This is a genomic window from Arthrobacter sp. NEB 688 (assembly GCF_013201035.1).
GTDB lineage: Bacteria > Actinomycetota > Actinomycetes > Actinomycetales > Dermatophilaceae > Phycicoccus.
Genome location: NZ_CP053707.1, coordinates 2,126,798 through 2,148,556 on the forward strand (window position 1 = coordinate 2,126,798; position 21,759 = coordinate 2,148,556).

A 21,759-nucleotide genomic window follows, 5' to 3' on the forward strand; every position below is an offset into this window, starting at 1 on the left:
GCCGGTGCGCCTCGACGTCGTCTCGATCTTCCCCGAGTACCTCGCGCCGCTCGACCTCTCGCTCATCGGGAAGGCGCGCCGCGACGGCCTGCTCGACCTGCACGTCCACGACCTGCGCGACTTCGCCCTCGACCGGCACCGCACCGTCGACGACAGCCCGTTCGGCGGCGGCGCCGGGATGGTCATGAAGCCCGAGCCGTGGGCCGGGGCGCTCGAGCACGTCGTGGCCGCCGGGGCCACGCAGGCGGCGCCCGTGCCGCACCTGCTCGTGCCCGGCCCGGGCGGCGTCCCCTTCACCCAGGCGATGGCCCACGAGCTCGCGGCGCAGCCCTGGCTCGCCTTCGCGTGCGGGCGCTACGAGGGGCTCGACGAGCGCGTCTACGAGCACGCGGCGCAGCGGATGCCCGTCACCGTCGTCTCGCTCGGCGACTACGTGCTCAACGGGGGAGAGGTCGCGGTGCTCGCCGTCGTCGAGGCCGTCGCGCGGCTGCTGCCGGGGGTCGTCGGCAACGCCGAGTCCCTCGTCGAGGAGTCGCACGAGGGCGGCCTGCTCGAGTACCCCGTCTACACGCGGCCGGCGCTCTGGCAGGACGGCGAGGTCGCCCGCGCGGTGCCGCCCGTCCTGCTCTCCGGCGACCACGCGGCCATCGCCCGCTGGCGCCACGAGCAGCGGGTGGCCCGCACCGTCGCGCGCCGCCCGGACCTCGCCGCGGCGGCCGCCGCCGTCGGCGGTCTCGACGGGCTGGACGTGCGCCCGGCCGTCCCCGCCGACGCCCCCGAGCTCCTCGTCCTCCAGCGCGCCTGCTGGATGCAGGAGGGGCGCATCTCGGGGTCCTGGCACATCCCGCCGCTCGAGGAGGACCTCGAGGACGTCGCCCGCGGCCTGCGCGAGTGGACGACCTGGGCCGCGCGCGTCCCGGTGGGCGCGGACGGCGCCGGCCGGCTCGTCGGGTCGGTCCGCGGCCGGGTGCGTCCGGGCGAGGAGTCCGTGTGGGAGACCGGGCGCCTCATGGTCGCGCCGGACCTCCAGGGCCGTGGCCTCGGCCGCGACCTGCTCGCGCTCGCCGAAGCCGGTGCGCCGGAGTCGGTCTCGACGTACTGGATCAACACCGGCCGGGTGAGCGAGGCGAACATCCGGCGCTACAAGCGGGCGGGCTACCGGCTCCTGCCGGGCGAGGGGTCCTTCCCCGGCACGGTCGACCTCACCAAGCGCCGCCCGCGCACCCGCTGACCCGTCAGGGGCGCAGCGACGCCCGCAGGTCGTCGGGCAGCAGCAGCGCCTTCCCGATGAGCCGCTCGGCCACGACCGCCGTCACGGTCTGCGCCGCCATGATGCCGACGAGGACGAGCACCTGCGCCGCGGCCGCCTGCGCCGGGGTGCCCCCGCCGAGCAGGACGCCGATGAACGCGCCCGGCAGGGTGACGACCCCGGCCGTGCGCACCTGGTCGAGCCCGGGCACGAGCGCCTCCGGCACCCGGCGGTGCACGACCTCCTCGACCGCCTGGGCCCGCGTCAGCCCGAGCGAGAGCGCCGCCTCGTACTGTCCGTGCTCCTCGCGCAGCGCGGCGAAGGCCCGCCGGCAGGTGAGGGTGTGCCCGTTCATCGTGTTGCCCGCGATGATGCCGACGACCGGCACGAGCGCCAGGCCCGTCGGCGGGACGGTCCGGGTCACGAGGACGACGAGCACCACCGGCAGCAGGCCGGCGAGCATCGCCACGGTCGCCCACGGCCAGGCCCGGGTGGCCTCGACCCGCCGCACGGTCGTGACGACGGCGATCGTGAACATCACGCAGAGCAGGACGACCGAGAGCGCGAGCGAGCGCACGACGGCGGTGATGACGAGCGCCGCGACCCCGAGCTGGCCGATCGCGCGGGCCATCGCGAGCACGGGGGAGGCCGGGCGCGGCAGCCGCCCGAGGACGTACCCGCCGACCGTCACGGCGAGGAGCAGGACGACGGCGAGGGCGACGGGCAGGCCGGGGTCGATCGTCACCCCCGGAAGCCTAGGGCCGCGGGGCCCCGCCGATTTCTCCGGACCCCTCGCCCTCTGGCAGACTGGACCGCTGCGCCACCCCACACCGAAGGCCCCCGCCACAGGGGGAGTGCCCCGGACCCCGGTCCGACCAGCGGCATGCGGCCGGGTGGTGGCGCACCCGTCAGCGAGAAGCATCACCGACAGCACGCGGATGACCTGTGGCAGCCCGCGAGAACGGATCCACCATGCAGCGTTTCGACGAGCTCGACCGCGCGTCGCTCAAGACCGACATCCCGGACTTCCGCGCCGGTGACACGGTCAACGTCCACGTGAAGGTCGTCGAGGGCACCCGCTCGCGCATCCAGGTCTACAAGGGCGTCGTCATCCGTCGCCACGGCGGCGGCGTCGGCGAGACCTTCACCGTCCGCAAGGTCTCCTTCGGTGTCGGCGTCGAGCGGACCTTCCCGCTCCACACCCCGATCATCGACAAGATCGAGGTCGTCACCCGCGGTGACGTCCGCCGCGCGAAGCTGTACTACCTGCGCGAGCTGCGCGGCAAGGCCGCCAAGATCCGCGAGAAGCGCGACACCCCGGCCAACGCCTGAGAGGCGAGCCGACCACCCGGGCGCGGCTCACATCCTCGAGGACTACCCTCGGGCGAGTGACTGCCCCGACCGCCACCGACCCGGTGCCCGCCACGGCGCGCACCGGGTCGTGGCGTCCCGGGGCGCTCGTCGTCCTCGTCATCGCCGTCCTCGCCGGGGCCCTCGTGCGCGGTCTGCTCCTCGAGAGCTACCACGTGCCGACCGCCGGCTACGCCCCCGTCCTCGAGCCAGGAGACCGTGTGCTCGTCCTCAAGACCGACCACCACGTCGACGCCGGTGAGACCGGCCTCGTCGACGAGGGCGGGGCGCTGCACCTCGAGTCCTCGACCGAGGCCGCCGCGACCCGGGCCGACGTCGTCGGCACCGTGCTCTGGCGGTTCTGGCCGCTGGACCGGATGGGCTCCGTCGGCACGATCCCCGCGCCGGGGCTCCCGTGACCGCGCCGGAGACCACGCGCGGCGAGGGCCCGGTGCCGCCCACCCCGCAGCCCGAGCGGCACCGCTCGCCGGTGGGCGTCGTCGGCGCGGCCGTCAAGGAGGTCGCCCTCGTCCTCGTCATGGCGATGGTGCTCTCGTTCGTCGTCAAGACGTGGCTGCTCCAGGCCTTCTTCATCCCCTCCGGCTCGATGGAGGACACCCTCCTCGTCGGTGACCGGGTCGTCGTCTCCAAGCTGACCCCCGGCCCGTTCGACCTGAAGCGGGGCGACGTCGTCGTCTTCGAGGACCCGGGCGGCTGGCTCGGCGAGGTCCCGCCGACCCCGCGCACCGGGGTCTCGGGCACGATCCACGACGCCCTCGTCTTCGTCGGGCTGCTCCCGAGCGAGTCCGAGGACCACCTCATCAAGCGGGTCATCGGCCTGCCCGGCGACCGGGTCGTGTGCTGCACGGACCAGCGGCAGCTGAGCATCAACGGCAAGGCCGTCGACGAGCCCTACCTCAAGGCCGGCGACGTCGCGAGCTCGATCACCTTCGACATCACCGTGCCCGCCGGCCACGTCTGGGTCATGGGCGACCACCGCTCCGACAGCGAGGACTCGCGCTACCACGACGAGTCCGGCGACGGCAGCGACGGCTCGGTGCCGATCAGCCGGATCACCGGCCGCGCGGTCGGCGTCGTCTGGCCCTTCTCGCGCCTGGACTGGCTCTCGGACTTCCCGCAGACCTTCTCGGGCGTCCCCGCCCGCACGCCCGGCTCGTGAGCCCCGCGCCCACCTCGAAGAAGCCCAGCCTGCGCGTCGAACGGGCGCTGCAGCGCGAGGGGCACCGCGTCCTCGCCGGGATGGACGAGGTCGGCCGCGGCGCGCTCGCCGGCCCCGTCACCGTCGGGGTCGTCGTCATCGACGAGACCTGCCGCAGCGCACCGCAGGGCGTGCGCGACTCCAAGCTGCTCCAGCCGCACGCGCGCGAGGCGATGGTCCCGCGCATCGAGCGCTGGGCCCTCTGCCACGCCGTCGGCCACGCCAGCGCGGCCGAGATCGACGAGGTCGGCATCATCGCGGCGCTGCGGCTGGCCGGCACCCGGGCGCTCGCGCAGTGCGGGGTGCGCCCCGACCTCGTCATCCTCGACGGCAACCACGACTGGCTGACGGCGCCCGAGGACGTCGGCCTCTTCGCGTTCGGCCACGACGAGCCCGCCGTGACGCCGCCGGTGACGACGATGGTCAAGGCCGACCTGCGCTGCTCGTCGGTCGCGGCGGCCTCGGTCCTCGCGAAGGTGACCCGCGACCGCATCATGGTCGAGCTCGGCGCCGACGACGGCGAGCACGCCGCCTACGGCTGGGTCGGCAACAAGGGCTACGCCGCGCCGGACCACCTCGACGCGCTGCGCACGCACGGCCCGTCGGTGTGGCACCGACGCTCGTGGCGGCTGCCCGGCACGATGGACGATGATGGCCCGGTGACCGGCACCGACCTGACGAGCGTGGGGGAGCGATGAGCTCGGAGGACCTCGAGAAGTACGAGAGCGAGGCGGAGCTCGCGCTCTACCGCGAGTACCGCGACGTCGTCGGGCTGTTCAGCCACGTCGTCGAGACCGAGCGGCGCTTCTACCTGTGCAACAGCGTCGACGTGAAGGTGCGCTCGGACGGCGGGGAGGTCTTCTTCGACGTGACGATGCACGACGCGTGGGTCTGGGACATCTACCGGCCGGCGCGCTTCGCGAAGACCGTCCGGGTCGTCACCTTCAAGGACGTCAACGTCGAGGAGCTCGCGAAGTCCGAGCTCGAGATGCCGAAGGGCGAGTTCTAGGCCGCCTCCCTCCGGCGCTCAGCGGGCGCCGGGCTCGTGGACGAGCTTGGTGTTGACGAACTCGCGGATGCCGAGGGTCCCGAGCTCGCGGCCGACGCCGGAGCGCTTGGTGCCGCCGAAGGGCAGGTCGGCCATCGAGCCCTGCATCGAGTTGACCCACACCATCCCGGTCTCCAGGCGGGCGACGACGTCGGCGACCGCGTCGGGGTCGGTGCCGAAGACCGCGCCCCCGAGGCCGAACGGCGAGGCGTTGGCCAGCTCGACGGCGGCGTCGGCGTCGGCGACGCGGTGCACGACCGCGACCGGCCCGAAGAGCTCCTCGTCGTGGGCGCGCATCCCCGGCACGACACCGGTGAGGACGGTCGGGGTCACCCACGCGCCGGGGCGGTCGGGCCGCTCGGCGCCGCCGACGACGGCGGTGGCACCGCGGTCGAGGGCGTCCTGCACCTGCGCGACGAGGCCGGCGGCGGCGGCCTCGGAGGACATCGGCGCCAGCGTCGTCGCGGGGTCGGTGGGGTCGCCCGGGCGCAGGGCGCCGACGGCCGCGGCGAACCGCTCGAGGAACGCGTCGTGGACGGCGTCGACGACGATCATCCGCTTGGCGGCGTTGCAGGCCTGGCCGCAGTTCTGCATCCGGCCCATCACGGCGTGCTTGACCGCCCGGTCGAGGTCGGCGTCGGCGAGGACGACGAAGGCGTCGGACCCGCCGAGCTCGAGGACGACCTTCTTGAGGTGGCGCCCGGCCTGCGCGGCGACGGCCGAGCCGGCGCGCTCGCTGCCGGTGACCGAGACCCCGGCGACCCGCGGGTCGGCGACGACGTCGGCCACCTGCTCGTCGGTGGCCAGCAGCACCTCGTAGCAGCCGTCGGGCAGGCCCGCGTCGTGCCACACCTGCGCCGCGGCCAGGGCCGAGGCAGGGCACTGCGGGGCTGGCTTGAGCAGGATCGTGTTGCCCGCGAGGAGGTTCGGGGCGGCGAAGCGGACCGATTGGTAGTAGGGGAAGTTCCACGGCATGACCCCGAGCAGCGGCCCGACCGGCTCGTGCCGCAGGTGCGCCCGGCCGCCCCGGCGGGGGCTGAGCGGCTCGTCGGCGAGCATCCCCGGGCCGTCCTCGGCGTAGTAGGCGCAGATGTCCGCGACCAGGCCGAGCTCGCCCTTCGCCTCGCCGGTGCGCTTGCCCATCTCGCGCGTGACGAGGGCCGCGAGCTCGTCGCGGCGTTCGGCGAAGAGCTCGCCGGCCCGGCGCACGACCGCCGCGCGCTCCTCCACCGGAACCGCCCGCCAGACGCGCTGGGCGGCGTGCGAACGGGCGAGGGCGGCCTCGACCTCGGCGTCGGTGGCCGTGGGGTGCTCGGCGACGAGCTCGTCGGTCGCGGGGTCGACGACGCGGTAGGTGGTCACGGGGGTGCTCCTGCGGTCGGGCGGGCGGGGTCGTCATCGATGCTGGCACGGCCGCCGCCGCGGGGCGCCCGTCCGGACGGCGGGGCCGGGTCGTCGTCCACAGGCGAGCGCCCGGACGCCCGTCGTCCACAGATGCGCCGCGCCCCCTGTCGGCGCCTCGGCCGCGCGGCTTGGCTGGCTCCATGACGACGACACCGACCGGCGCCCCGCCCGACCCACCACCCGACCCCCGCCGACGGCTCGGCCGCTACGGGGAGGACCTCGCCGCGCGCTACCTCGAGGAGCGGGGGATGCGCGTGCTCGAGCGCAACTGGCGGTGCGAGCACGGCGAGGTCGACCTCGTGGCGCTGGACGGGCGGTGCCTCGTCATCTGCGAGGTCAAGACGAGGCGCGGCACCGGGTTCGGCGATCCGGTCGAGGCGGTGACGGTGGCCAAGGCGCTGCGCCTGCGCCGCCTCGCCGCCGTCTACGCCCGGGCCCACCCCGGCGCGGCGCGGGTGCGCATCGACGTCGTCGGCGTGCTCTGCCGCCCGGGGCAGGCGCCGCAGGTGCGGCACGTCGAGGGGGTGGGGTCATGACCTTCGGGCTCGGGCGCACCCGGGCGGTCGCCCTCGCCGGGCTCGACGGCACGCTCGTCGACGTCGAGGCGCACATCGCGGCGGGGCTGCCCGGCTTCTCGGTGGGAGGCCTGCCCGACACCGCGTGCGCGCAGGCGCCCGACCGGGTCCGTGCGGCCGCCGCGACGGCCGGCGTGCCCGTCCCACCGCACCGGGTCACGGTCAACCTCTCGCCGGCGTCGGTGCCCAAGCGCGGCTCCGCGTTCGACCTCGGCATCGCCGTCGCCGTCCTCGCGGCCGCCGGCGTCCTGCCCCGCGAGCCGGTCGAGCCGGTCGTCCACCTCGGCGAGCTCTCCCTCGACGGGCGGCTGCGCGGCGTGCGCGGGGTGCTGCCGGCGCTCCTCGAGGCCGCGCGCCAGGGCGTGCGGCACGTCGTCGTCCCGGACGAGAACGTCGCCGAGGCCCAGCTCGTCGACCGGCTCGTCGTCCACGGCGCCCGCACCCTCGAGGAAGTCGTGCGTTGGTACCGTGAGCCGGCCCCGGGCGGCCTGCCGGTCGCCGCCCGTCGGCCCCACGTCGAGGACGAGCCCCGCCGCCGGCTCGACCTCGGCGACGTCGTGGGGCAGCCCGAGGCCCGCACGGCACTCGAGCTCGCCGCCACCGGCGGCCACCACCTCCTCATGACGGGGCCGCCGGGCGTAGGCAAGACGATGCTCGCCGAGCGGCTCGTCACCGTCCTGCCCCGGCTGGGTCGTGAGGAGGCGCTCGAGGTGCACGCCGTCCGCTCGCTCGTCGCGCCCGTCGGGGAGGTGGGCCGCCTCGACCGCACGCCGCCCTTCGTCGCACCGCACCACAGCACCTCGGTCGCCGCGCTCGCCGGTGGCGGGTCCGGCGTCGTCCTGCCCGGCGCGGTCTCGCGGGCCCACCACGGCGTCCTCTTCCTCGACGAGGCGCCGGAGTTCCGTTCCACCGTGCTCCAGACCCTGCGCCAGCCCCTCGAGAGCGGGGAGGTCGTCATCGCCCGGTCCAAGGCGCTCGTGCGCTACCCGGCGCGCTTCCTCCTCGTGCTCGCCGCCAACCCCTGCGCGTGCGGGATGGCCTACGGCAAGGGGGCCGAGTGCCGGTGCAGCGCACTGGACCTGCGCTCCTACGCCGGTCGCCTGTCCGGCCCGCTGCTCGACCGGGTCGACCTGCGCGTCCGCGTCCCGCCCGTGCGGCGGGCGGCCTTCGGCGACGAGGTCGGCGAGTCGAGCGCGGTCGTGGCCGCCCGGGTCCTCGCGGCCCGCGGCGCGCAGGCCGAGCGCTGGTCCGCCGGTGGGTGGGCGGTCAACGGGCTGGTCCCCGGGCACGTCCTGCGCCGACCGCCCTACCGGCTCGCGCCCGGAGTCACCGCCGTCATCGACCGCGCCCTCGACACCGGCGCGCTCAGCCTGCGCGGCTACGACCGGGTGCTGCGGGTCGCCTGGTCCTCCGCCGACCTCGGCGGGCGCACCGTGCCGGGTCGCGAGGACGTGACGACCGGGCTGCAGCTGCGCCAGAGCGAGGGGACGGCGGCGTGAGCGGCGGGCGGAGCGCCCTCGAGCGCGACGAGCGCTGGGCCCGGGTCGCGCTCTCCTACCTCGTCGAGCCGAAGCACGGACCCACGCTCCGGGTCGTCGCCGACGAGGGCGGCGTCGCCGCGCTCGCCGCGATCCGCGAGCGTCGGGCCGCGGGCGCCGGTGAGGTCTACGTCCGGGTGCCCGGGCTCGACCTCGAGGCGCTCGCGGCGGCGGTGCGCGCGGCGGGGCTGCGGGTCCTGGTCCCCGGGGACGCCGAGTGGCCGACGCAGCTGGACCGGCTCTCGGCGCCGCCGTACTGCCTCTACGTCCGCAGCGGCACCGACGTCGCCGCCCTGACCGAGCGGTCGGTGGCCGTCGTCGGGTCGCGCGCCGCGAGCGAGTACGGGCTGCGCGTGGCCGCCGAGCTCGGCGAGGGCCTGGCCGAGCGCGGGTGGACGGTCGTCAGCGGGGCCGCCTTCGGCATCGACGCGGCCGCCCACCGTGGTGCGCTCGCCGCCGACGGCGCGACCGTCGCCGTGCTCGCGTGCGGCCTCGACCGGGCCTACCCCCGGGCGCACGAGCGGCTCATCCGGGCGGTGGCGGCCACCGGAGCCGTCGTCGGCGAGGTCCCCCCGGGCGCCGAGCCGCTGCGCGGCCGCTTCCTCGCCCGCAACCGGCTCATCGCGGTCCTGGCCCGCGCGACGGTCGTCGTCGAGGCCGGGCTGCGCTCCGGGTCGCTGTCGACGGCGCGGGAGGCCCGCGACCACCTCCTGCCGGTCGGCGCCGTGCCGGGGCCGGTCACGAGCACGACGTCCGCCGGGTGCCACGAGCTGGTCCGCGAGACCGACGCGGTCCTCGTGACCGACGTCGCGGACGTCGTCGAGCTCGCCGGGCGGATCGGGGAGGGGCTCGGTCCCGCGCGGCGGCCCGAGGCGCTGCCGTCCGACGCGCTCGACCCCACCGAGTACGCCGTGTGGGCGGCCGCCCCCGTCCGCCGGTGGTTCCCGCCGGAACGCCTCGCGGCGGCCTCCGGCACCGACCCCGCGCGGCTGCCCGCGGCGCTCGCGGTCCTCGAGGTGCTGGGTCTGCTCGAGCAGTCCGACGGGCGCTGGCGTAAGGCCGCCCCGCCGGCCGGTCGTGACGGGGAACGGCGGGGGCGGGAGCGTGCGTGGACGAACGGATGATGTTGCGGCGGTTCCCGTTGCATCAGGGGAGGGCCGATGACACCGTGAGGGAGTGACCGCCCCTGAGCCAGAGGTGCTGTCAGCGTTCGAACGTCATCTGCGTGCCGAGCGCGGCCGCTCCGAGAACACCGTGCGCGCCTACACGCGCGACGTCGCGGCGTTCCTGGCCGCCGCCGGGGTGGAGGACGCCGAGGGCCTGCGGGACGTCACGCTCGCGGACCTGCGTGGCTGGCTCGGCACCGTCGCCCGCTCGGGCGGCGCTCGCTCCACGGTCGCCCGCACGTCGGCCTCGCTGCGCACCTTCTTCCGCTGGTGCGAGCGCACCGGCCGGGTGGAGCAGGATCCCTCGCTGCGGCTCGCGGCCCCGCGGCGCCACCGCACGCTGCCGCCCGTGCTCACCCAGCGCTCCGCGGACGCCCTGCTCACCGTGGCGGCCACGGCGGCCGACGACGACGACCCCGTCCACCTGCGCGACCGGGCCGCCCTCGAGATGCTCTACGCGACCGGGATCCGCGTCGGCGAGCTGACCGGTCTCGACGTCGACGACGTCGACCTCGGCGCCGGGGTCGCCCGCGTCGTCGGCAAGGGCGACAAGGAGCGGCGCGTCCCGTTCGGCGCACCCGCCGGCGATGCCGTCACCGACTGGCTCGAGCGGGGGCGGCCGCGGCTCGCGACGGAGCACAGCGGTCCCGCTCTCCTCCTCGGCCGGCGCGGCCGGCGGGTCGACCCCCGGCAGGTGCGCGAGGCCGTCCACCGGCTGCTCGCGCACGTCCCCGACGCCCCCGACCTGGGCCCGCACGGCCTGCGCCACAGCGCCGCCACCCACCTCCTCGAGGGCGGCGCGGACCTGCGGATGGTCCAGGAGCTGCTCGGCCACGCCTCGCTCGCGACGACCCAGATCTACACCCACGTCTCGGTCGACCGCCTCAGGCGGTCCTTCGCCCAGGCGCACCCCCGTGCCTGACCGGCAGGGGGACCCCCACGGCAACGGCTACTCGGAATGGGTCTCCGAGGTCCGCCGCCTCTACGTCGAGCCCAAGAACCACGCCGAGATCGTGGCCGAGATCGTCGCCGAGGAGTCCGCCGCGGCCCCGCACGGAGACCGGCGCGGCCGGCTCGCGCGCCGCGCGTGGCGCAAGGACCACGAGAGCGGCACACCGTTCCCGCGCCAGCACCCGACCCCCACCGCGCGAGCCGGCGACGCCCCGGGCCCGCCGGCCGGCTCCGTCCCGTCAGCGTCCCCTGAGGTCACGGTCGCGCCCGCCCCGGCCGACGTCTCGCCCCCACCGACGGCCGGCGTCGTCCCGCTCGCCCCCGCTCCCGTCGACTCCGGGCCCGTGCAGCGGCCGTCGACCGGGCCCGACCCGGTGCCCGACGAGCCGCAGGTCGACACTCCCGCGTCCGGGGTCGTGACCCCGGGACCCGTCTTCGTCGACCCCCCGGCAGCGGTCGAGGTGGCTGCCCCCGAGGTCGAGCAGCAACCGCTCGGGGAGACCGTCGTGCCCGCCGCGCACGACCCGCTGCCGGTCGAGGAGTCCATCTTTCCCGTCGCGGACTCCGCCGGGCACGACCCGCAGCCGGCCGGGAAGCCCGTCGTTCCCGCCGCGCACGACCCGCTGCCGGCCGGGGAGCCCGTCGTTCCCGCCGCGCACGACCCGCTGCCGGTCGAGGAGCCCGTCGTTCCCGCCGCGCACGACCCGCTGCCGGCCGGGGAGCCCGTCGTTCCCGCCGCGCACGACCCGCTGCCGGCCGGGGAGCCCGTCGTTCCCGCCGCGCACGACCCGCTGCCGGCCGGGGAGCCCGTTGTTCCCGCCGCGGACTCCGCCGCGCACGACTCGCAGCCGGAGAGCGCCGAGCCGACCCCCCACGCCCTCGCCGCGGGAACGGCGGCGGTCGTCGCGGCTCGGGGCGCGCACCTGCGGGCGGTCGACACCCGGCTGGGGCTGGACCTCGGCTCGATGCCGTGGCACGCCCTCCCGGAACCACCGGCCTACCCGGGCGTCGGTCACCCGACCCGCGACCCGGACGCCGACGGCGCGTGGTCGAGCTCGCGGGCGCCGCGTCCAGCGTGGTTCGCCGCCGTCGAGCCGGGCCCTGTGGCCGGGTCGGTCACGGCAGCCTCCGAGAGCGACGGTGACACGGGTCGACCCGTGCCCGTCGCCCCGTCCTCGCCGATCGCCGACTCCTCGACCGCCCACCCCCGGGCCGCTCAGCCCGGGACCCCGTCGCCCGACGCCCCGTCGTCCGGGTCCGGGCGCACCGCCCACCTGACGGCCGTGCCGACCATCCCGGCCGGTGGCTGGTGGGACGAGACCGCTCCGGTGGAGGAGCCGCCACCGGTATCCATCGCCCCGGAGCCGGACACCGCGCCGGCGACGCCCACCCTGCCTGCCTCCGACGAGCCGGGTCCACCCGACGGCGACGCGGTGCCCGCGCCCCCCCGGCGGTCCTGGTGGGACGAGTCGCCGCTCGACGGTGGTGACCCCGTCGCGACCCACGGGCAGGTGCCCGACCCGACGCAGGCCCCGGCGCCGACGACGGGCTTTGCGCCTGCGCCATCGCCCTCTCCGTCGCCGGACGGCGAGCCCCGCCGCCTGGAGGACCACCCCGACGGGCCGCCCGCCGTGGCCCGTCGCAGCGACCGGCACGACCGTTCCCGAGGGCCGCGCTGGCCCGGGCGCCGTGGACGAGGACCGGCCGACCCCGGCACCTCGACGACGCGGACCGACGCCACGTCGACCACCGGGGCGGTCGCGCCCTCGACCACTCGTGCGGATGCGCGGCAGGCGGCGCACGGCAGCCCGCGCGCTCTGGTCACCCGGGGCCGGCTCGTCCTGCTCGCGCTCCTCGTCGTCGTGGTCCTCGCGGCCACCTGGTGGCTGTCACGCCCCGCGAGCCCGTCCGCGGGACCTCCGGCCGGTCCCCGACCGGCGCCCGTCGCCGGCGCCGCGGGCGTCGGCGTGGCGCCACCTCTCGTCCGGAGCTGACGCCGACCGCTCCGAGCGGGAGCAGGCGGACGTGGCCGTCGCCGCCGAGCAGCGGCAGGGGGTCGAGGTAGTCGCGGTCACGACGGGCACCGAGGTGCAGACACGCGGCGCCTCCGCAGTGGCTCGTGCTCGGTGCGACCCGGCCGATCACCTCGCCGACCGCCACCTCCTGACCCGTGCGCACCTGCGCGACGACCGGCTCGTACGTGCTCTCGAGCCCGTCGTGGTGGCGCAGGGTGACGGTGCCACGCCCGGCGACGACACCGACGTGCGTCACCCGGCCGTCCTCGACGGCGAGCACGCGCGCTCCCGCGTCGAGCCCGAGGTCCAGCCCGCGGTGCCCCGGGCCGTAGGTCGAGGCCGGGCGGACGAAGGGACGCATCACCCGCGGCCGGGGCGTGGCCGGCCACCGCCAGCGGGCCATGCGTTTGCCCATCTCCTGTGTGGTCGGCACGGGCGTCTGCAGCGGAGACGCTCGCGAGGACCGTGGCAGGGGTCCGGCGTGGACGACGTCACCTGCACCGTCGGACGTCCGCGCGACCGCGGACCCGACAGCAGCCGGGGCGGGCGCCTGGGCCGGGACTCGGGCCGGCTGCTCGTGGACGGTCGCGCCGACACCGAGGGCGAGGGCCGTCGCCGCCAGGAGGGCGCTCACGGCGCCGGTCGTCGTCATGGGTCGAGCGTCGCCGGGTCCCGAGGGCGTCGCCAGGGGCGCCGAGGCATCTGTGGACAGCGCGACGGCGGGAGGCATCCTGTGGACGACGCCGGTCCGGCCGGCGCGTGACGACCGGTGGGTGTGGGGTCAGGCGGGGCGCAGGCCCGCGAGGCGGCGGCAGGCCTCGTCGAGGACCTCGTCGCGCTTGCAGAAGGCGAAGCGGACGAGGGTGCGGGCGGCGTCGGCGTCGTCGTGGAAGGCGGACGCCGGCACGCCGACGACCCCGACGAGGTCGGGCAGCTCGAGGCAGAAGGCCTCGGCGTCGCGGACCCCGAGCGGTGCGGCGTCGGCGAGGACGAAGTACCCGCCCTCGGGCACCGGCACCTCGAAGCCCGCGGCCCGCAGCCCCGCGACGAGCCGGTCGCGCTTGCCCTCCATCGACGCGGCGAGCGACGTGAACACCTCGTCCGGCAGCCCGAGCCCGGCGGCGATCGCCGGCTGGAAGGGGCCCGACCCGACGAAGGTCAGGTACTGCTTGACCCCCCGCGCCGCCGCGACGGCCTCGGCCGGGCCGGTGAGCCAGCCGACCTTCCACCCGGTCGTCGCGAACGTCTTGCCGCCCGAGGAGATGGTCAGGGTCCGCTCGCGCATCCCGGGCAGCGCCGCGATCGGCAGGTGGCGCCGGCCGTCGAAGAGCAGGTGCTCGTACACCTCGTCGGCGACCACCCACGCGTCGTGCTCGACGGCGAGCCGCGCGACGAGCTCGAGCTCCTCGCGGGTGAAGACCTTGCCCGTCGGGTTGTGCGGCGTGTTGAGCAGCACGAGGCGGGTGCGGTCCGAGAACGCCGCGCGCAGCGACGCCTCGTCGACCGCGAAGTCGGGGAAGCGCAGCAGCGACGTGCGGCGCACCCCGCCGGCGAGGGCGATGGTGGCGGCGTAGCTGTCGTAGTACGGCTCGAACGTCACGACCTCGTCGCCAGGCCGGACGAGCGCGAGCACGGCGGCGGCGATGGCCTCGGTCGCGCCGACCGTCACGAGCACCTCGCGCGCCGGGTCGACCTCGAGGCCGTGGAAGCGCCGCTGGTGGGCGGCGACCGCCTCGCGCAGCTCGGGCACGCCGGGGCCGGGCGGGTACTGGTTGCGCCCGGAGCGGATGGCGTCCACGGCGGCGTCGAGCACCTCGATCGGCCCGTCGGTGTCGGGGAAGCCCTGCCCGAGGTTGACCGCGTCCTTCTCCAGGGCCAGCTGCGTCATCGTCGCGAAGATCGTCGTCCCGAACTCGGTCAGCGCGGGGTGGCCGGGGATCGAGGGCATGGCCCGCAGGCTACGCGGGGCCGTCCCCGGCCGGGGGCGTCGTCGCGTCGGCGTGCGCGATGTGGTCCAGCTGGCGCCAGACGAGGACGAGGGTCAGCCCGGAGCCGGCGAAGGCGAACCAGAACGGCGCCGCGGCCCCGAAGCGCTCGGCGATGAGGCCGCCGAGCAGCTGGCCGACGAGCAGGCCCCCGACGAGCCCGACCCAGTAGACGCTCCCGACCCGCCCCTGGTACTCCTGCGGCGTCGCACGCTGGCGCACGGCCGACGACAGCGAGCCCCAGACGAACGCGTAGCCACCGAAGACGACCATGATCGCCAGGGCCACGCCCCACACGGTCGTCAGCGCGAGGGCGAGGTGGGTGAGGACCTCGAGCGCGAGGCAGGCCTTCATGAGGCGGGCGAGCGGCACCCGGCGCTCGAGCCGACCGTAGGACAGGACGGCGACGACGCCCCCGACGGCGGTGGCGGTCGTCAGCAGCCCGAAGCCGACGGCGCCGACCCCGAGCCGCTCCTGGGCCCAGAAGACGAGGACCCCCCAGGGCGCGCCCCAGGTGATGTTGAAGACGAGGATGACGAGCGTCAGCGTGCGCACCGGCGCGTTGTGCGCGATCCACCGCAGGCCGTCGAGGATGTCGCGGCCCACGTGCTGCTCGGGCGCGGTCCGCTCGACGGCGGGCAGCCGCACCCGGGTGAAGAGCCCGACCGAGAGCACCAGCGTGAGGACGTGCACGCCGAAGGGCACGGCCGACCCGAGCGCGAAGAGCGCCGCCCCCACCGCGGGCCCGATGAGCTGGTCGCCGACGAGGAAGCCCGACATCTGGCGGGCGTTGGCCAGGCCGAGGTCCTCCGGGCGCACGATCATCGGCAGGATCGCCCGCCAGCCGGTGTCGGCGAAGACCTCGGCCGTCCCGACGAGCAGGAGCAGCCCGAGGAGCAGCCCGATGGAGAGCGTGTCGGTCAGGAGGGCGAGCACGAGCCCCAACAGGACGGCGATGCGTCCGGCGTTGGCGGCGAGGACGACGCGGCGGCGGTCGACGCGGTCCGCGACCGCGCCGGCGTACAGGCCGAGCACGAGCCCGGGCAGCTTCTGGACGACCGCGGCCGACGCGATGAGCACGGGGGAGCGGGTCTGCGAGGCGACGAGCAGCGGGCCGGCGGCCAGCGCGATGCCGTCCCCGACCTGCGCGACCCACGACGACGCGAGGTTCCAGCGGAAGGCCCCGCCCATCCGGGGCGGGGCGACGACGTCGAGGAGGCGGCCCACGAGGTCGCGACGCTACCCCGGCCCCGGGCGGCCGTCCTGCCGATTTCGTGCCGGACCCCTGCGCGCCGTAGCATGTCCGATGGCCTCCGTGCGTCCGCGCGCGGAAGCCACATCTCGCGCGTCCTCCTCCCGTGCCGGTCCGCCGGCCCGGGGACGCACCACGGCAGTGGCGGCCCGCGACCTCACGAGGTCGGGTCGCCCGGGGTGCGTCGGGACGCCAGGCAGGTGGGTCCACCCCTCGGGGCTCGGGTCCCGCCGACGCAACTGACAACCCCCACACAGCAAGGAGAACGACGATGGCCGTCGTCACCATGCGCCAGCTCCTCGAGAGCGGCGTCCACTTCGGGCACCAGACCCGTCGCTGGAACCCGAAGATGAAGCGCTTCATCATGACCGAGCGCAACGGCATCTACATCATCGACCTGCAGCAGTCGGTGACCTACATCAACAACGCGTACGAGTTCGTCCGCGAGACCGTCGCCCACGGCGGCACCATCCTCTTCGTCGGCACCAAGCGCCAGGCGCAGGAGCCGGTCGCCGAGCAGGCGACCCGCGTCGGGATGCCGTACGTCAACCACCGCTGGCTCGGTGGCATGCTCACCAACTTCCAGACGATCTCCAAGCGCCTCACGCGCCTCAAGGAGCTCGAGGAGATCAACTTCGACGACGTGGCCGGCTCGGGCCGCACGAAGAAGGAGCTCCTCATGATGAAGCGCGAGAAGGACAAGCTCGAGAAGACCCTCGGCGGCATCCGCACGATGGCCAAGGTCCCCTCCGCGGTCTGGATCGTCGACACCAAGAAGGAGCACCTCGCGGTCGACGAGGCGCGCAAGCTCGGCCTGCCGGTCATCGCGATCCTCGACACCAACTGCGACCCCGACGAGGTCGACTACAAGATCCCGGGCAACGACGACGCCATCCGCTCGGTCACCCTCCTGACCCGCGTCATCGCCGACGCCGTCGCCGACGGCCTCATCGCGCGCTCCGGTGGCCAGGCCGCCGCGGGCGAGCAGACCCAGGGCGAGGAGCCGCTGGCCGAGTGGGAGCGCGAGCTGCTCTCGGGCGACGCCGACCAGGCCGCCGAGGCCGTCGCGCCGGAGGCCGGCGAGACCACCGCCGCGACCGCCCCCGAGGCCGCGGAGGCCACGGAGACGACCGAGGCCCCCGAGGCCGCCACCACGGAGGAGCCGGCCGCCGAGGCCGCCCCCGCCGCGGAGGAGCCGGCCGCCGAGGCCGCTCCGGCCGAGCAGGCCTGAGCCACACCTCATCCCCTCACCCCCACGAGCGAGACAGGAAACCATGGCGAACTACACCGCCGCTGACATCAAGGCGCTCCGCGAGAAGACCGCGGCCGGCATGATGGACGTCAAGAAGGCTCTCGACGAGGCCGACGGCGACATGGCCAAGGCCGAGGAGATCCTCCGCGTCAAGGGCCAGAAGGGCGTCACCAAGCGCGAGGGCCGCACGACCTCCAACGGTCTGGTCACCGCGCAGGCCACCGGTGGCGAGGGCACCCTCGTCGAGGTCCTCTGCGAGACCGACTTCGTCGCCAAGGGCGAGCGCTTCATCGCCCTGGCCGACCAGGTCCTCGCGCAGGCCGTGGCCACCAAGGCCGCGGACGCCGACCAGCTCCTCGAGTCCACCCTCGAGGACGGCACGACGGTCAAGCAGCTGCTCGACGACGCCAACGCCACCATCGGCGAGAAGATCGAGGTCAAGCGGGTCGCGCGCCTCGAGGGCGAGAACGTCGCCTCCTACCTGCACAAGACGAGCCCCGACCTGCCCGCGCAGATCGGTGTCCTCGTCGCCACGCAGGGCGGCGACGCCTCCATCGCCCGCGACGTCGCGATGCACGTCGCCGCGTTCGCGCCGACGGTCCTCACCCGTGACGAGATCGACCCGGCCACGGTCGAGAACGAGCGTCGCGTCGCCGAGGCCACGGCCAAGGAGGAGGGCAAGCCCGAGGCCGCCCTCCCGAAGATCGTCGAGGGTCGCGTCAACGGCTTCTTCAAGGAGCAGGTGCTCCTCGAGCAGGCGTTCGCCAAGGACGCCAAGAAGACCGTCGCCAAGGTCCTCGACGAGGCCGGCGCGTCGGCCACCGGCTTCGCGCGCTTCCGCATCGGGTCCTGACCCGGTCGCTCACCGAGCGCTCCACGCACGCCGCCCCCGGGTCCGCCCGGGGGCGGCGTGCTGCGTGTCCGCCTGGTCGGAGGGATGACGCGGTCGGCGCCCCGTGCGACGATGGAGGCAGGAGGCCGCCATGGACGCAGCGCAGCACACCGACCGGCACGACCTCGAGCGCCGGGTGCACGTCGACCTGCCGGGTGCGCCCCGAGGACATGGTGACGACGCAGCAGACGCAACCGGCCCGCGACCCGCGCGGCGGCCGCGACACCGACACGGAGTTCATGCTCCGCAACGCCGGCGTCCTCTGACCCCGCCCTCTTCTGCGCGCGACCTGCGCAGGTCCGCGTGCGACCGCACCCGCAGGAGCGCAGGTCGCCCCGAGGACGGGCCGGCCGGCCTCAGCCCACGCGGCCGAGGGCGAGCGCCGCGAACATCAGCGCCGCCACCGTCTCGCCGTCGCGGATGCGCCCGTCGGCGACCATCGCCATCACCTCGGGCCACGGCACGGTCCGCACCGCGCTGATGCCCTCGGCCTCCTGCTCCGCGGCCTCGTCGCGCGCGCCGTCAGCGCCGTCCGACGGCGCGACGGGGGAGAGGCCGGTCGCGAGGTAGACGACCTCCGGGGCGAGGCAGATCCCGTTGAGCGCGTCCATCCGCCCCACCTCGCGCCAGTGCTCGGCCCGCAGCCCGGTCTCCTCGGCGAGCTCGCGCCGCGCCCCGGCGAGGGTGTCGGGCCCGTCGGAGCCGCCCGCCGGGACCTCGACCGAGGGCCCGGTGGTGTGCCGGTCGACGGTCACGAGGACGACCTCGTCGGCGTCGGTCAGGGCGACGACGAAGACCGCCGGCTGGCGCAGCCGGACCACGCCGTAGATACCCGCCGACCCGTCGGGCCGCACGACGTCGTCCTCGACGACCTCGATCCAGGGGTTGGCGTAGACGGTCCGCGAGGCGGTGACGGGCCACACGGCTCAGGCGTCCCGCACGCCGTGGCCGGTGACCGGCGGGCGGTCGCTCCACGGGAAGGTGATCCACCGGTCGGTCCGGCCCCACGCGTGGTCGGGGACGACGACCGAGCGCGGCTTGGCGTAGATGACCGCCGTGCGCACGCGCCCGACCTTGCCGGCGCAGAACTCCTGCACCGAGGCCAGGGTGAGCCCGGTGTCGGCCACGTCGTCGGCGACGAGCACGGTGGCGTCGTGCAGGTCGACGAAGTCGGGGGCGGGGGGCAGGATCCGCGGCACCTCGAGCCGCTCGTCGACACCGGTGTAGAACTCGACGTTCATCGTGTACGTGTTCTTCACCCCGAGGGCGTAGCCGAGCGCGCCGCCGACGATGAGGCCGCCCCGGGCGATCGAGAGGACCATGTCGGGCACCCCCTCGGCGGCGATCTCCTCGGCGAGCGACCACACGGCCTCGTCGAAGCGTTCCCAGGTCAGCACCTCGCGCTCGTCGTCCACGGCGCCATCGTCGCAGGTGGTGGTTACCGGCGGGTTTCCCGGTTGGGCCGGGGGCCACCCGGTGTGACAGGATCGGGCGACCGCCGTGAACCCGCCCGAGGAGGCCACGTGACCACGTCCGCCACCGCCGAGGCTCCGGCCCCGGCCGAGGCCCCTGCCGCGACCCGCAGCCGTCGGGTCCTCCTCAAGCTCTCCGGCGAGGTGTTCGGTGGCGGCCAGGTCGGCGTCGACCCCGACGTGGTCCGCGGCGTGGCCCGCCAGATCGCGGCGGCCGTCCGCGAGGGCATCGAGGTCGCGATCGTCGTCGGCGGCGGCAACTTCTTCCGCGGCGCCGAGCTGCAGCAGAAGGGGATGGACCGCGCCCGCGCCGACTACATCGGCATGCTCGGCACCGTGATGAACTGCCTCGCGCTCCAGGACTTCCTCGAGAAGGAGGGGGTCGACACGCGCGTCCAGAGCGCCATCACGATGGGCCAGGTCGCCGAGCCCTACATCCCGCGCCGCGCGATCCGCCACCTCGAGAAGGGCCGGGTCGTCATCTTCGGCGCCGGCGCCGGCATGCCGTACTTCTCCACCGACACCGTCAGCGCCCAGCGCGCCCTCGAGTGCCAGTGCGACGCGGTCCTCATGAGCAAGAACGGCGTCGACGGCGTCTACGACAGCGACCCCCGCGAGAACCCGGACGCGCGCAAGCTCGACCAGGTCACCTTCGCCGAGGCGCTGCGCACCGGCCTGCGGGTCGTCGACGCGGCGGCCTTCAGCCTCTGCATGGACAACCGCCTCCCGATGGTCGTCTTCGGCATGGAGGGTGACGGCAACGTGACGCGCGCCCTGCGTGGCGAGCCGATCGGCACCCTCGTCCACGCCGGCTGACCGACCCCGGCCCGGTGCTCCCGGGCCTTTGACAGACTGGACCCGCAGCGCCGCGCCCGCGACGCGAACCGAAGGAGATGCCCGCCGTGATCGACGAGACCTTGTTCGAGGCCGAGGAGAAGATGGAGAAGGCCGTCGAGGTCGCCAAGGAGAGCTTCGCCGGCATCCGCACCGGCCGTGCCCACCCCGGCATGTTCCAGAAGATCACCGTCGACTACTACGGCGCCCCGACCCCGCTGCAGCAGCTCGCGTCGTTCCAGACGCCCGAGGCGCGCACGATCATCATCAGCCCGTTCGACAAGTCCTCGATGCACGCCATCGAGAAGGCGATCCAGCAGGCCGACCTCGGCGTCAACCCGAGCAACGACGGCAACATCATCCGCTGCACGATGCCGCAGCTGACCGAGGAGCGCCGCCGCGAGTACGTGAAGATGGCGCACAGCGAGGCCGAGGAGGCCCGCGTCTCCGTCCGCAACATCCGGCGCAGCGCGAAGACCAGCCTCGAGAAGCTCGTCAAGGACGGCGAGGTCGGCGAGGACGAAGGCACCCGCGCCGAGAAGGAGCTCGAGTCGGTCACCAAGCGGCACGTCGACCAGATCGACGAGCTGCTCAAGGGCAAGGAAGCCGAGCTCCTCGACGTCTGACCGTCCCGTGACCGACGCCAGCGACGCCGCCGACGCCCCCGTGCAGGACCCCGGTCCCGCGGCGGGGGTCGTCGCGACCGACGACGCCGCGAGCGGCAGCGACACGGAGAAGAAGCCGAAGGCCGGTCGCGACCTGCGCGCCGCCGTCGGGGTCGGGCTCCTGCTCGGCGCCGTCGTCATCGCGAGCCTCGTGCTCGACCCGCGGGCCTTCCTCGCGGTCGTCGTCGTCGCGATCTGCCGCGGGGCCTGGGAGGTGCGGCGGGCCGTCGCGACCCGCGGCTTCCACGTGCCCCTCCTGCCCCTCATGCTCGGCACGGTCGGGATGATCGCGTCGGCCTACCTGCGCGGCGCCGAGGCCCTCGTCGTCACCTTCGGCCTCACCCTCGTCGGGCTCCTCGTCTGGCGGGTGGCCGACGGCCTCGACGGCGCCGCCCGCGACCTGTCGGCGTCCGCGCTCGTCGCGTTCTACCCGGTCTTCCTCGGCGGCTTCGCCTCGCTCATGCTCGCCGCGCCCGACGGCCGCCAGCGGATCATCGTCTTCGTCCTCGTGACGGTCTTCTCCGACATCGGGGGCTACGCCGTCGGGGTCGTCCTCGGCAAGCACCCGATGGCGCCCTCGCTCAGCCCGAAGAAGTCCTGGGAGGGCTTCGCCGGCTCGGTCGCCACGTGCGCCGTCGTCGGCGCGGTCTCGCTGCCGCTGCTCCTCGACGGCCCGTGGTGGGCCGGGGCCCTGCTCGGCGCCGTCGCCGCGGGGGCCGCGACGACGGGCGACCTCATCGAGTCGAGCATCAAGCGCGACCTCGGCATCAAGGACATGGGCACGATGCTGCCGGGCCACGGCGGCCTGATGGACCGCCTCGACTCCCTCGTCGCCGTCGCCCCGATCGCCTGGGCGCTGCTGCTCTTCCTCGTCCCGGCGGGCTGACCGCGC

The 21,759-nt window shown here is 75.3% G+C and carries 22 protein-coding genes and 1 pseudogene; 16 read left to right on the forward strand and 7 right to left on the reverse strand.

Annotated elements, in window-relative coordinates; translation table 11 throughout:
- Positions 1 to 4 precede the first annotated feature (4 nt).
- Positions 5 to 1,231 (forward strand): tRNA (guanosine(37)-N1)-methyltransferase TrmD, encoded by a 1,227-nt coding sequence (gene trmD / locus HL663_RS10085; RefSeq protein WP_173028263.1) that lies wholly within the window; start codon positions 5 to 7, stop codon positions 1,229 to 1,231.
- Between the two features lie 4 nt (positions 1,232 to 1,235).
- Here the strand turns inward: trmD and HL663_RS10090 are convergent, their stop codons facing one another.
- Positions 1,236 to 1,994 (reverse strand): ABC transporter permease, encoded by a 759-nt coding sequence (locus HL663_RS10090; RefSeq protein ID WP_173028264.1) that lies wholly within the window; start codon positions 1,992 to 1,994, stop codon positions 1,236 to 1,238.
- A 227-nt stretch (positions 1,995 to 2,221) separates the two neighbouring features.
- Between HL663_RS10090 and rplS the strand changes: the two genes are divergently transcribed.
- From rplS to HL663_RS10115, 5 genes are read left to right on the forward strand one after another with little or no spacing between them, the layout of a single operon-like run.
- Entirely contained in the window at positions 2,222 to 2,581 is a 360-nt protein-coding gene (gene rplS, locus HL663_RS10095) for a 50S ribosomal protein L19 (RefSeq protein WP_173028265.1), read from the forward strand.
- A gap of 56 nt (positions 2,582 to 2,637) precedes the next feature.
- Complete coding sequence (locus HL663_RS10100) at positions 2,638 to 3,018, forward strand: hypothetical protein (protein ID WP_173028266.1); 381 nt, start codon at positions 2,638 to 2,640, stop codon at positions 3,016 to 3,018.
- Positions 3,015 to 3,779: a signal peptidase I gene (lepB, locus tag HL663_RS10105; protein ID WP_286175535.1), complete on the forward strand. Its 765-nt coding sequence runs from the start codon at positions 3,015 to 3,017 to the stop codon at positions 3,777 to 3,779. The genes HL663_RS10100 and lepB overlap by 4 nt, the downstream gene beginning before the upstream one ends.
- Positions 3,776 to 4,516: a ribonuclease HII gene (gene rnhB / locus HL663_RS10110; protein ID WP_173028267.1), complete on the forward strand. Its 741-nt coding sequence runs from the start codon at positions 3,776 to 3,778 to the stop codon at positions 4,514 to 4,516. Before lepB ends, rnhB begins: the two co-directional genes overlap by 4 nt.
- Entirely contained in the window at positions 4,513 to 4,827 is a 315-nt protein-coding gene (locus HL663_RS10115; protein WP_173028268.1) for a DUF2469 domain-containing protein, read from the forward strand. The genes rnhB and HL663_RS10115 overlap by 4 nt, the downstream gene beginning before the upstream one ends.
- 18 nt (positions 4,828 to 4,845) lie before the next feature.
- Here the strand turns inward: HL663_RS10115 and HL663_RS10120 are convergent, their stop codons facing one another.
- Positions 4,846 to 6,228 (reverse strand): NAD-dependent succinate-semialdehyde dehydrogenase, encoded by a 1,383-nt coding sequence (locus HL663_RS10120; protein ID WP_173028269.1) that lies wholly within the window; start codon positions 6,226 to 6,228, stop codon positions 4,846 to 4,848.
- A 182-nt stretch (positions 6,229 to 6,410) separates the two neighbouring features.
- Between HL663_RS10120 and HL663_RS10125 the strand changes: the two genes are divergently transcribed.
- Genes HL663_RS10125 through HL663_RS19370 form a run of 5 tightly spaced genes read left to right on the forward strand, consistent with a single transcriptional unit; the run spans position 6,411 to position 12,494 of the window.
- A complete protein-coding gene (locus HL663_RS10125; protein WP_173028270.1) occupies positions 6,411 to 6,806 on the forward strand; it encodes a YraN family protein in 396 nt (131 codons plus the stop codon).
- Positions 6,803 to 8,344, forward strand: coding sequence for a YifB family Mg chelatase-like AAA ATPase (locus tag HL663_RS10130; protein ID WP_173028271.1), 1,542 nt, complete (start codon positions 6,803 to 6,805; stop codon positions 8,342 to 8,344). The genes HL663_RS10125 and HL663_RS10130 overlap by 4 nt, the downstream gene beginning before the upstream one ends.
- Positions 8,341 to 9,507: a DNA-processing protein DprA gene (gene dprA / locus HL663_RS10135; RefSeq protein ID WP_216842541.1), complete on the forward strand. Its 1,167-nt coding sequence runs from the start codon at positions 8,341 to 8,343 to the stop codon at positions 9,505 to 9,507. Before HL663_RS10130 ends, dprA begins: the two co-directional genes overlap by 4 nt.
- A gap of 52 nt (positions 9,508 to 9,559) precedes the next feature.
- Positions 9,560 to 10,471, forward strand: coding sequence for a tyrosine recombinase XerC (locus HL663_RS10140; protein ID WP_173028272.1), 912 nt, complete (start codon positions 9,560 to 9,562; stop codon positions 10,469 to 10,471).
- Complete coding sequence (locus HL663_RS19370; RefSeq protein WP_286175537.1) at positions 10,464 to 12,494, forward strand: hypothetical protein; 2,031 nt, start codon at positions 10,464 to 10,466, stop codon at positions 12,492 to 12,494. Before HL663_RS10140 ends, HL663_RS19370 begins: the two co-directional genes overlap by 8 nt.
- 118 nt (positions 12,495 to 12,612) lie before the next feature.
- Here HL663_RS19370 and HL663_RS19460 read toward each other — a convergent pair.
- From HL663_RS19460 to HL663_RS10155, 3 genes and pseudogenes are all read right to left on the reverse strand, one after another.
- A pseudogene (locus tag HL663_RS19460) lies at positions 12,613 to 13,245 on the reverse strand (peptidoglycan DD-metalloendopeptidase family protein); the annotation flags it as partial.
- Positions 13,246 to 13,296: 51 nt separating this feature from the next.
- A complete protein-coding gene (locus tag HL663_RS10150) occupies positions 13,297 to 14,463 on the reverse strand; it encodes a pyridoxal phosphate-dependent aminotransferase (RefSeq protein ID WP_173028273.1) in 1,167 nt (388 codons plus the stop codon).
- A gap of 10 nt (positions 14,464 to 14,473) precedes the next feature.
- Positions 14,474 to 15,727, reverse strand: coding sequence for an MFS transporter (locus HL663_RS10155; RefSeq protein ID WP_286175538.1), 1,254 nt, complete (start codon positions 15,725 to 15,727; stop codon positions 14,474 to 14,476).
- A gap of 296 nt (positions 15,728 to 16,023) precedes the next feature.
- Between HL663_RS10155 and rpsB the strand changes: the two genes are divergently transcribed.
- Together rpsB and tsf are read left to right on the forward strand one after the other, a co-directional pair.
- Positions 16,024 to 16,983, forward strand: coding sequence for a 30S ribosomal protein S2 (rpsB, locus tag HL663_RS10160; protein ID WP_173028274.1), 960 nt, complete (start codon positions 16,024 to 16,026; stop codon positions 16,981 to 16,983).
- Positions 16,984 to 17,026: 43 nt separating this feature from the next.
- Complete coding sequence (gene tsf, locus HL663_RS10165; RefSeq protein ID WP_173028275.1) at positions 17,027 to 17,857, forward strand: translation elongation factor Ts; 831 nt, start codon at positions 17,027 to 17,029, stop codon at positions 17,855 to 17,857.
- A 395-nt stretch (positions 17,858 to 18,252) separates the two neighbouring features.
- On the opposite strand, the gene HL663_RS10170 is transcribed toward tsf, so the two are convergent.
- Both HL663_RS10170 and HL663_RS10175 read right to left on the reverse strand, forming a co-directional pair.
- Positions 18,253 to 18,819, reverse strand: a complete 567-nt coding sequence (locus tag HL663_RS10170; protein WP_173028276.1) for an NUDIX domain-containing protein — start codon at positions 18,817 to 18,819, stop codon at positions 18,253 to 18,255.
- Between the two features lie 3 nt (positions 18,820 to 18,822).
- Entirely contained in the window at positions 18,823 to 19,311 is a 489-nt protein-coding gene (locus HL663_RS10175) for a phosphoribosyltransferase (RefSeq protein ID WP_173028277.1), read from the reverse strand.
- Between the two features lie 108 nt (positions 19,312 to 19,419).
- On the opposite strand from HL663_RS10175, the gene pyrH reads away from it, so the two are divergent.
- From pyrH to HL663_RS10190, 3 genes are all read left to right on the forward strand, one after another.
- Positions 19,420 to 20,184 carry a UMP kinase gene (gene pyrH / locus HL663_RS10180; protein ID WP_173028278.1) on the forward strand — a complete coding sequence of 255 codons (765 nt, stop codon included), beginning with the start codon at positions 19,420 to 19,422 and terminating at the stop codon, positions 20,182 to 20,184.
- 86 nt (positions 20,185 to 20,270) lie between these two features.
- Positions 20,271 to 20,828: a ribosome recycling factor gene (gene frr, locus HL663_RS10185; protein WP_173028279.1), complete on the forward strand. Its 558-nt coding sequence runs from the start codon at positions 20,271 to 20,273 to the stop codon at positions 20,826 to 20,828.
- A 7-nt stretch (positions 20,829 to 20,835) separates the two neighbouring features.
- Positions 20,836 to 21,753, forward strand: coding sequence for a phosphatidate cytidylyltransferase (locus HL663_RS10190; RefSeq protein ID WP_286175539.1), 918 nt, complete (start codon positions 20,836 to 20,838; stop codon positions 21,751 to 21,753).
- Positions 21,754 to 21,759 lie beyond the last annotated feature (6 nt).

Excerpts from the sequence above, each read along its gene's own strand:
- rplS (WP_173028265.1), top strand. The coding sequence starts at position 2,222 with ATGCAGCGTTTCGACGAGCTCGACCGCGCGTCGCTCAAGACCGACATC.
- HL663_RS10115 (WP_173028268.1), top strand. The coding sequence starts at position 4,513 with ATGAGCTCGGAGGACCTCGAGAAGTACGAGAGCGAGGCGGAGCTCGCG.
- HL663_RS10125 (WP_173028270.1), top strand. The coding sequence starts at position 6,411 with ATGACGACGACACCGACCGGCGCCCCGCCCGACCCACCACCCGACCCC.
- HL663_RS10130 (WP_173028271.1), top strand. The coding sequence starts at position 6,803 with ATGACCTTCGGGCTCGGGCGCACCCGGGCGGTCGCCCTCGCCGGGCTC.
- HL663_RS10150 (WP_173028273.1), bottom strand. The coding sequence starts at position 14,463 with ATGCCCTCGATCCCCGGCCACCCCGCGCTGACCGAGTTCGGGACGACG.
- rpsB (WP_173028274.1), top strand. The coding sequence starts at position 16,024 with ATGGCCGTCGTCACCATGCGCCAGCTCCTCGAGAGCGGCGTCCACTTC.
- tsf (WP_173028275.1), top strand. The coding sequence starts at position 17,027 with ATGGCGAACTACACCGCCGCTGACATCAAGGCGCTCCGCGAGAAGACC.